Annotated in this window: 9 protein-coding genes; 2 read left to right on the top strand and 7 right to left on the bottom strand. The window is 35.8% G+C overall.

Going from position 1 to position 6,896, the window contains the following annotated elements:
- Together ACEYOS_RS04955 and ACEYOS_RS04950 are read right to left on the bottom strand one after the other, a co-directional pair.
- Nucleotides 1-1,196: NAD(P)/FAD-dependent oxidoreductase (locus ACEYOS_RS04955; protein WP_373797529.1), on the bottom strand; the 1,196-nt coding region annotated here is incomplete at its 3' end.
- Nucleotides 1,197-1,295: 99 nt separating this feature from the next.
- Nucleotides 1,296-1,652 carry a T9SS type A sorting domain-containing protein gene (locus ACEYOS_RS04950; protein WP_373707842.1) on the bottom strand — a complete coding sequence of 119 codons (357 nt, stop codon included), beginning with the start codon at nt 1,650-1,652 and terminating at the stop codon, nt 1,296-1,298.
- Nucleotides 1,653-1,775: 123 nt separating this feature from the next.
- Here ACEYOS_RS04950 and hemB point away from each other — a divergent pair, with 123 nt between their 5' ends.
- Complete coding sequence (hemB, locus tag ACEYOS_RS04945) at nt 1,776-2,768, top strand: porphobilinogen synthase (RefSeq protein WP_373707843.1); 993 nt, start codon at nt 1,776-1,778, stop codon at nt 2,766-2,768.
- A gap of 53 nt (nt 2,769-2,821) precedes the next feature.
- Here hemB and ACEYOS_RS04940 read toward each other — a convergent pair whose 3' ends face one another.
- The 5 genes from ACEYOS_RS04940 to ACEYOS_RS04920 all read right to left on the bottom strand — a co-directional run bounded on the left by ACEYOS_RS04940 (nt 2,822) and on the right by ACEYOS_RS04920 (nt 5,530).
- Nucleotides 2,822-3,124 carry a TM2 domain-containing protein gene (locus tag ACEYOS_RS04940; RefSeq protein WP_373707844.1) on the bottom strand — a complete coding sequence of 101 codons (303 nt, stop codon included), beginning with the start codon at nt 3,122-3,124 and terminating at the stop codon, nt 2,822-2,824.
- Nucleotides 3,125-3,190: 66 nt separating this feature from the next.
- Nucleotides 3,191-3,700, bottom strand: a complete 510-nt coding sequence (locus ACEYOS_RS04935) for a nitroreductase (protein WP_373707845.1) — start codon at nt 3,698-3,700, stop codon at nt 3,191-3,193.
- Nucleotides 3,701-3,720: 20 nt separating this feature from the next.
- Entirely contained in the window at nt 3,721-4,170 is a 450-nt protein-coding gene (locus tag ACEYOS_RS04930; protein ID WP_373707846.1) for a hypothetical protein, read from the bottom strand.
- An 82-nt stretch (nt 4,171-4,252) separates the two neighbouring features.
- Nucleotides 4,253-4,990 carry a 23S rRNA (guanosine(2251)-2'-O)-methyltransferase RlmB gene (gene rlmB / locus ACEYOS_RS04925; protein ID WP_373707847.1) on the bottom strand — a complete coding sequence of 246 codons (738 nt, stop codon included), beginning with the start codon at nt 4,988-4,990 and terminating at the stop codon, nt 4,253-4,255.
- 69 nt (nt 4,991-5,059) lie between these two features.
- Complete coding sequence (locus ACEYOS_RS04920; protein WP_373707848.1) at nt 5,060-5,530, bottom strand: DinB family protein; 471 nt, start codon at nt 5,528-5,530, stop codon at nt 5,060-5,062.
- Nucleotides 5,531-5,816: 286 nt separating this feature from the next.
- On the opposite strand from ACEYOS_RS04920, the gene ACEYOS_RS04915 reads away from it, so the two are divergent.
- Nucleotides 5,817-6,821, top strand: a complete 1,005-nt coding sequence (locus ACEYOS_RS04915; RefSeq protein ID WP_373707849.1) for an AAA family ATPase — start codon at nt 5,817-5,819, stop codon at nt 6,819-6,821.
- Nucleotides 6,822-6,896: the final 75 nt, after the last annotated feature.

Here is a 6,896-nt window from a genome sequence, read left to right as displayed (position 1 = left end):
TAGCTCCACATCCAGTTGAAGAAAATGGCTAATTTATTTCGAACACTCAAAATTAACATTAAGTGTAAAAACATCCAAAAGTACCACGCAAATAATCCCTGAAATTTAAAATTAGGCAAATCGACTACTGCTCTGTGTTTCCCTATCGTTGCTAAGCTTCCTTGGTCATTGTATTCGTATTCCGTCCAGTCTTTTTCAGATTTTTTCAGGAAATTTCGTCCTACATTCTTACCTTGATTGATAGCGACATTCGCAACCTGTGGATGCCCGGTAGGATATTTAGGAGTTTCCATATAAGCGATATCTCCAATGGCGAAAATATTATCGTAGCCAAGAATTCGATTATAACGGTCGGTTTTAAATCTATTTCTAAGAATGATCTCTGGATCTAATCCATCAACAATATTGCCGGTAACACCTGCCGCCCAAATCACGTTATTTGATGGAATTGATTTCCCACTTTTCATGTAAACTTTGTCACCGTCGTAATCCGTCACCATTTCACCGCGCATAAAATCGACTCCTAATTCTTCTAAATATTGGTCAGATTTTTCTTGGGCTTCGTCGCTCATCACAGCCAAAGGCATTTCGGTAGAACTTATTAAAATGATCTTTAGATCTTCAAAATTCATGTGAGGATAATCGCGGGGTAGAATATCTTTCTTCATTTCGGCAAAAGCTCCCGCCAACTCCACGCCGGTCGGCCCACTTCCCACAATTACAATATTCCAATTACCGTCGTCGCTGCGTTTTCTTTCGATAATTAATTTCTCAAAAGTTAACAGGACGTGATTTCTAATGGCGATTGCTTCCTGGGTGTTTTTCATCCCAAAAGTGAGATGCTCCATTTTAGTATTTCCAAAGAAATTGGTTTTACAACCCGAGGCGATCACTAATTTATCATAAGTAAACTCTGCTTCTTCGGTAATAATTTTGTTTTCTGAGGGAATAATTTTATGAACTTCGGTCAATCTGAACTGCACATTTCGCGACCGCTGGAAAATTTTTCTAAAAGGGAAAGAAATATTACTGGGCTCAATCCTACCACAAGCAACCTGATAAAAAAGTGGTTGAAACATATGGTGATTCACCTTGTCAATGACCATCACCTTTTTTCTTTTATTGTTAAGGGATTTAGCTAACTGTAAACCGGCAAAACCACCTCCAATAATTACTATTTTTTCGCGTGCTTCCATAGGTGCAAAATTACGAAATTTAATCTCAATCTATATTAATTCTAAATAGCAAAAAAGCAGACAAAAAAAATCCTCGAAAGGATTTCAAGGATTAAATATTTACTGTTTTACTATTTGCGTGACTTTCTGAGTGTTGTCGCTTAAAACATATCTCATCAGATATTTACCTGGTCTAAGTTTGTCTAAACGAATTTCTTCAGAATTCTTATTAATCTGATATTCTGCAACCTGCATTCCTAAAATGGAATAAAACGTAACAGACTTAATTCTTAAAGAAGGATCTTTTGATTTTACCATAATAAAATCACGGGCAGGATTCGGATATGCAACCAACACCGGATCTTCTGATTTTTGGTTTGTAATCATCGAAACTCTGTCAGCCGATTGTGCGGAAACTTTTTCCGAAAAAGCTGTTAAACTGCCGATTAAGATTACAAAAAGTAGTAATTTTTTCACCTATAATGATTTTATTTTAAACTATATCTTAACAAAAGTAAGAAATTCTATTTGAAATACAATAGTTTTTTCGCAAAACTATAATTAAATTTGCAAGCGATAAATCAAATACCATTCCAAAAAATGATCATCTATTCAAGAAACAGAAGACTAAGAACAAACGCGGCTATCAGAGCTCTTGTGCAAGAAACTACTCTTACGACCAGTGATTTTGTAATGCCTATTTTCGTAATGGAAGGCACCAACACTCAGGAAGCGATCTCCTCGATGCCGGGAATCTATAGAAGGACACTTGATCTTACTGTAAAGGAATGCCAGGAATTATTTTCACTTGGCGTAAAAGCAGTGAATTTGTACATGAAAGTTTCTGAAAACTTGAAAGATAATACCGGAAAAGAATCATGGAATCAAAACGGCTTAATGCAAAATACCATTAAAGCAATTAAAGATGCCGTTCCAGAAATGATCATCATGCCGGATGTTGCTTTGGATCCCTACTCGATGTACGGTCACGATGGAATTATCACCAACGGACAAATAGATAACGATGCCACCAACGATTCATTAGTAAAAATGTCGGTTTCACTGGCAGAAGCTGGGGCAGATATCGTTGCGCCAAGTGATATGATGGACGGGCGAGTTGCCGCAATCAGAACTGGATTAGAAGAAAGCAGTTTCACTGATGTTGGAATATTGAGTTACGCAGCCAAATACGCAAGTTCTTTTTACGGACCATTTAGAAGCGCGCTGGATTCAGCGCCTGTAGATAATCAGGAAATTCCAAAGGATAAAAAGACCTATCAGATGGATTTTCATAATTCACGAGAAGCAATTGATGAAGTTTTGAAAGATGTTGCAGAAGGAGCAGATATTATTATGATCAAACCGGGAATGCCCTATCTGGATATCGTTGCTAAAGTTCGCGACATCATTGATTTACCAATCGCAGTTTTTAATGTGAGTGGCGAATATGCGATGCTAAAGGCGGCGGCTCAAAATGGCTGGTTAGACAATGACAAAGCGATCATCGAGAGTTTAACATGCATCAAAAGAGCTGGCGCAGATATGATTTTCACGTATGCCGCAAAAGAAGCAGCGATATTATTAAATAATTAAACAAAGAATACATACAAAAAAGAGTTTCTAAATTTAGAAACTCTTTTTTTATTTTAAAACCAACCTTTCTTATTCTGAACATAGGTTCGGTCGAATTGTTCGTCGGGCATTGTTAAGTAAATAACTCCTTCAACTATTCCAAGGAAATGTAAAATCCCGCAACTGGCAAAAGTGATAACTATCTGAATGATTCCTTCCTGAATATATCCAAGATAAAACTTATGGATTCCTAAACCTCCTAATAAAATAGCTAAAATTCCTGCTGCTAATTTTTTTTCAGATCGATAATTCCCTTGATTGCGATTGAAATTTTGGTTTTGCGATGATTCAGGATTATTATAACCGTAGGTTTCCATATTGTATTATTTTTAGTTAATTGTTTAAATATAAGTGTGCACTTATGATTTATTGTTACAGTTAAACTAAACTTTTCCTAAATAAAACAAGCCGATACATTTTTGATTTTCATCTAAATCTAGAAATTCATTCAAATGATTGATCATTCCAGGCGTGCTCCAATAACAGCCGATTTCATGAGCTGTCGCAGTGAGATACATATTTTGAACAGCCATTGCCGTGGCTGCAATTTCTTCCCATTCTGGTAGCAAACCACTGAAGTTTACACCAATAGTAATGATGACGTTTGACTTCGATACTTTGTCAGAAATGTCCGCATATTTCTTTTCCAGAAAGGACTGAGGATTGGTCGTCTGTTTATAAATATCAGCTAATTTTTCTCCTAATTGCTTTTTTTCTTCGTCACGAAAGACTTTTAACCGCCAAGGCTTTGTGCGCTTATGATTGGGTGCGAAAGTAGCAGAATTTAAAATTTCAGTTAGAATCTCTTCTTTAACTTCCTCGGTCGAATACGACTTCGGAAATGTACTTCTTCTCGTTTCTATGATATTTTTTAATACTTCTGCTTTTTCCATTTTATAATTTAAATTAAAGTTTACCAGACCTGTTCAATCACCTGACTGATATTATTGAGCGTAAAAGAATCACCGACCTGTTTGCCAAACATGATTTTCGCCATCGGACTTTCTTCAGAAATCGCATAAAACCGATCTCCTTCAAAGAAAAATTCGCCTAAGGAAACAGAAATATAAAACCGAGCTTTATTAGTGAATACAATCGAACCCACTTGAATTCGGTCCGAGTCTTTATCAATGATTTTAGATAAATTTCTTTTTAGATCCTTTAAGGCAGCCAGCTGCTTTTGCATTTGATAAATCTCTTCCTGCATCTCTTCGCGAATGGAATCGTATTTAGAAGTCTTCTTCACCTCCCGACTTGCCTCCAAAGTAAACTCCATGAAATTTTCGAGTTTATGAATTTTTTGCGCAATAATTTCTTGGACGTAGCTGCGAACTTCAGTTTTTACCAGGGTACTTTTTTGCATACCGTTTCTATTTTTTATTAAAGATAAAAATTCTTTTCAAATAGGAACGGTATAAAAAGTTAATTGTAAATCGATCGTAATATTAAATTTTCAAACGTTGACGAGTTGCTTCAAAAAGGATAGCACCACAAGCAACCGAAACATTTAAGGATTGAGTCTTGCCTTCCATTGGAAGTTTTATTTTTTCATCTGAATGATGCAGAACTTCCTTAGAAATACCAGTTTCTTCATTTCCCATCACGATGGCACAAGGTTGTGTAAAATCAACATCGTAATATAATTTCTGCGCTTTCTCAGTTGCTGAAAAAACCTGAACGCCGGATTGTTGCAGAAAATCAACCGTATGACCAAGATTTTTTTCCTTACAAATGATGATATTGTACATCGCTCCAGCAGATGTTTTTATGGCGTCAGAATTCATTGGCGCTCCACCTTTCTCTGGAATAATAACAGCATCAACGCCGGCACATTCTGCAGTTCTGCAAATGGCTCCAAAATTCCTAACATCTGTCAATCGGTCTAAAATTAGAAGAAAAGGTGTTTTCCCAGCTTCGAAAAGCTCGGGTAAGATGTTTTCAATAGAATGAAAAGGAACGTCTGAAATAAAAGCAACCACACCTTGGTGATTTTTTCTGGTAAAACGATTCAGTTTTTCAACAGGAACAAAATTGGGTCTGATTTTGTATTTCGCCAGAAGATCTTTTAATTCATAATAAATGTCTCCTTGTAAACCGTTTTGCAAAAATACTTTATCAACCGTTTTTCCGGCTTCAATTGCTTCTATTACCGGTCGTAATCCAAATATAAAATCGTCTTTCATAAGTTCTTTAAAAATTAAGTGTACCAGGTTTTATTTTATTTCCTAACCTCGCAATCGGAATGTTTCTATTTAAAATTGTTCGCCCAGAATTGCTCTTTTCTGAGCCATTGCGTAACCTAAGTGAGTGCTTTCATGCATATTATTAAAAATAATCGCGTCTTGAATATTCTTCAGGTCCAAACCAAAACTGGTGGTGTAAGAAGTATAATCAGGAAAGAAATCATCATCATAATCTTTCATTAAAACCTTGGAAGTTTCGGTGAGCAGAAAAGCCAAATCATCAATCTCCGATTGCTGTACATTCAGATTCGGAAGCGTTCCTTTTTTGTAGGTTTCAATCCAGTACTGATCGATCCGAAAAGGATTTCCGCTCAAGTAATAATGCAATAATTGCTGCGTTGCTACACAATGTGCAATATTCCAGTAAATATTATTATTGAATCCATCTGGAATCAACAATAAATCTTTAGTGGAAGTATTTTGCAAGATTTCTAAAATATTTCTGCGAACTTGTCGATGTGCCTGAAAATGATAATTCATTTTGCCATTATTTTAAGGTCCAAAAATAGGTTAATTAACTGAAAATGACAAGAATTTACCTCATTTTCATCAATAACGATTATCGCTTTCATTTGAAAAATCTCCTATTCAAATGTAATTTTTCAACTACCATTTCTACTATTTATTTGGTCGTAAAAAACGCAGTACACTTTAAAGCAAGTCAGAAGCAGTAAGGTTTAACAAACTTTAACTCATCGTTGGCATTAATTGTGTTGATTGGTGTCCATATTTATTGGAAATTTACACTTTAAATTCTACAAACAATATGTCAGAACTCAATCAAGCAGAAGATATTAGACAACTAACAGAAAAGGTAAGAGAACAGAATTACTTTTTCACACTCTTAAAACAGGAAATCAACAAAGCAATTATCGGACAAGAATACATGGTAGACCGTTTATTAATCGGTCTTCTGGGAAATGGTCACGTTCTTTTGGAAGGTGTTCCTGGTTTGGCAAAGACTTTAGCCATCAAAACTTTGTCAGATGCTGTTCACGGTGATTTCTCCCGAATTCAATTTACCCCAGATTTGCTTCCGGCAGATGTGGTGGGAACAATGATTTACAGTCTTAAAGACAATGATTTCTCCATCAAGAGAGGACCTATTTTCGCTAATTTTGTTTTGGCTGATGAGATCAACCGTGCACCATCAAAAGTACAGTCGGCTTTATTGGAGGCGATGCAGGAAAAGCAGGTAACTATTGGCGATGAAACAATGCCGCTTCCTAAACCATTTTTGGTATTGGCAACGCAAAACCCGATTGATCAGGAAGGAACTTATCTATTACCAGAAGCACAAAGTGACCGTTTTATGTTGAAGTGTACCATCACTTATCCTGATTTTGAAGATGAAAGAAAAATCATGAACATGGTAGCGAGCGGACATTCTCCTGAAATTCGTCAGGTAATTAGTTTAGAAAATATCACTGAAGCTAAGAAATTAATTAACCAGATTTATCTGGACGAGAAAATCGAAAAATATATTTTGGACATGGTTTTTGCAAGCCGATTCCCAGAGAAATATGGACTTACCGACTTGAAGAATTACATCAGTTTTGGTGCTTCACCAAGAGCTTCTATTAACTTATCGATTGCTGCACGAGCCATGGCTTTCTTGAAAAATCGTGCTTTCGTGATTCCAGAAGATGTGAAAGAAATTGCAAAAGATGTTTTACGTCACCGTATCGGTTTAAGTTTCGAAGCAGAAGCAGAAGAAATAACCTCTGATGATATTATTGACAAAATCTTGGGTAAAATTCAAGCGCCTTAAAATAAATCAATTGAAGATTTTAAATTTTAAATGATGCAAATACATTTTTAAAATTCAAAATCTAAAATCTAAAAA

The sequence above is a fragment of the Kaistella sp. genome, from assembly GCF_041824135.1.
GTDB lineage: Bacteria > Bacteroidota > Bacteroidia > Flavobacteriales > Weeksellaceae > Kaistella.
Note: the sequence above shows the minus strand (reverse complement) of the source record. Positions and strands in the feature narration are given on the sequence as shown.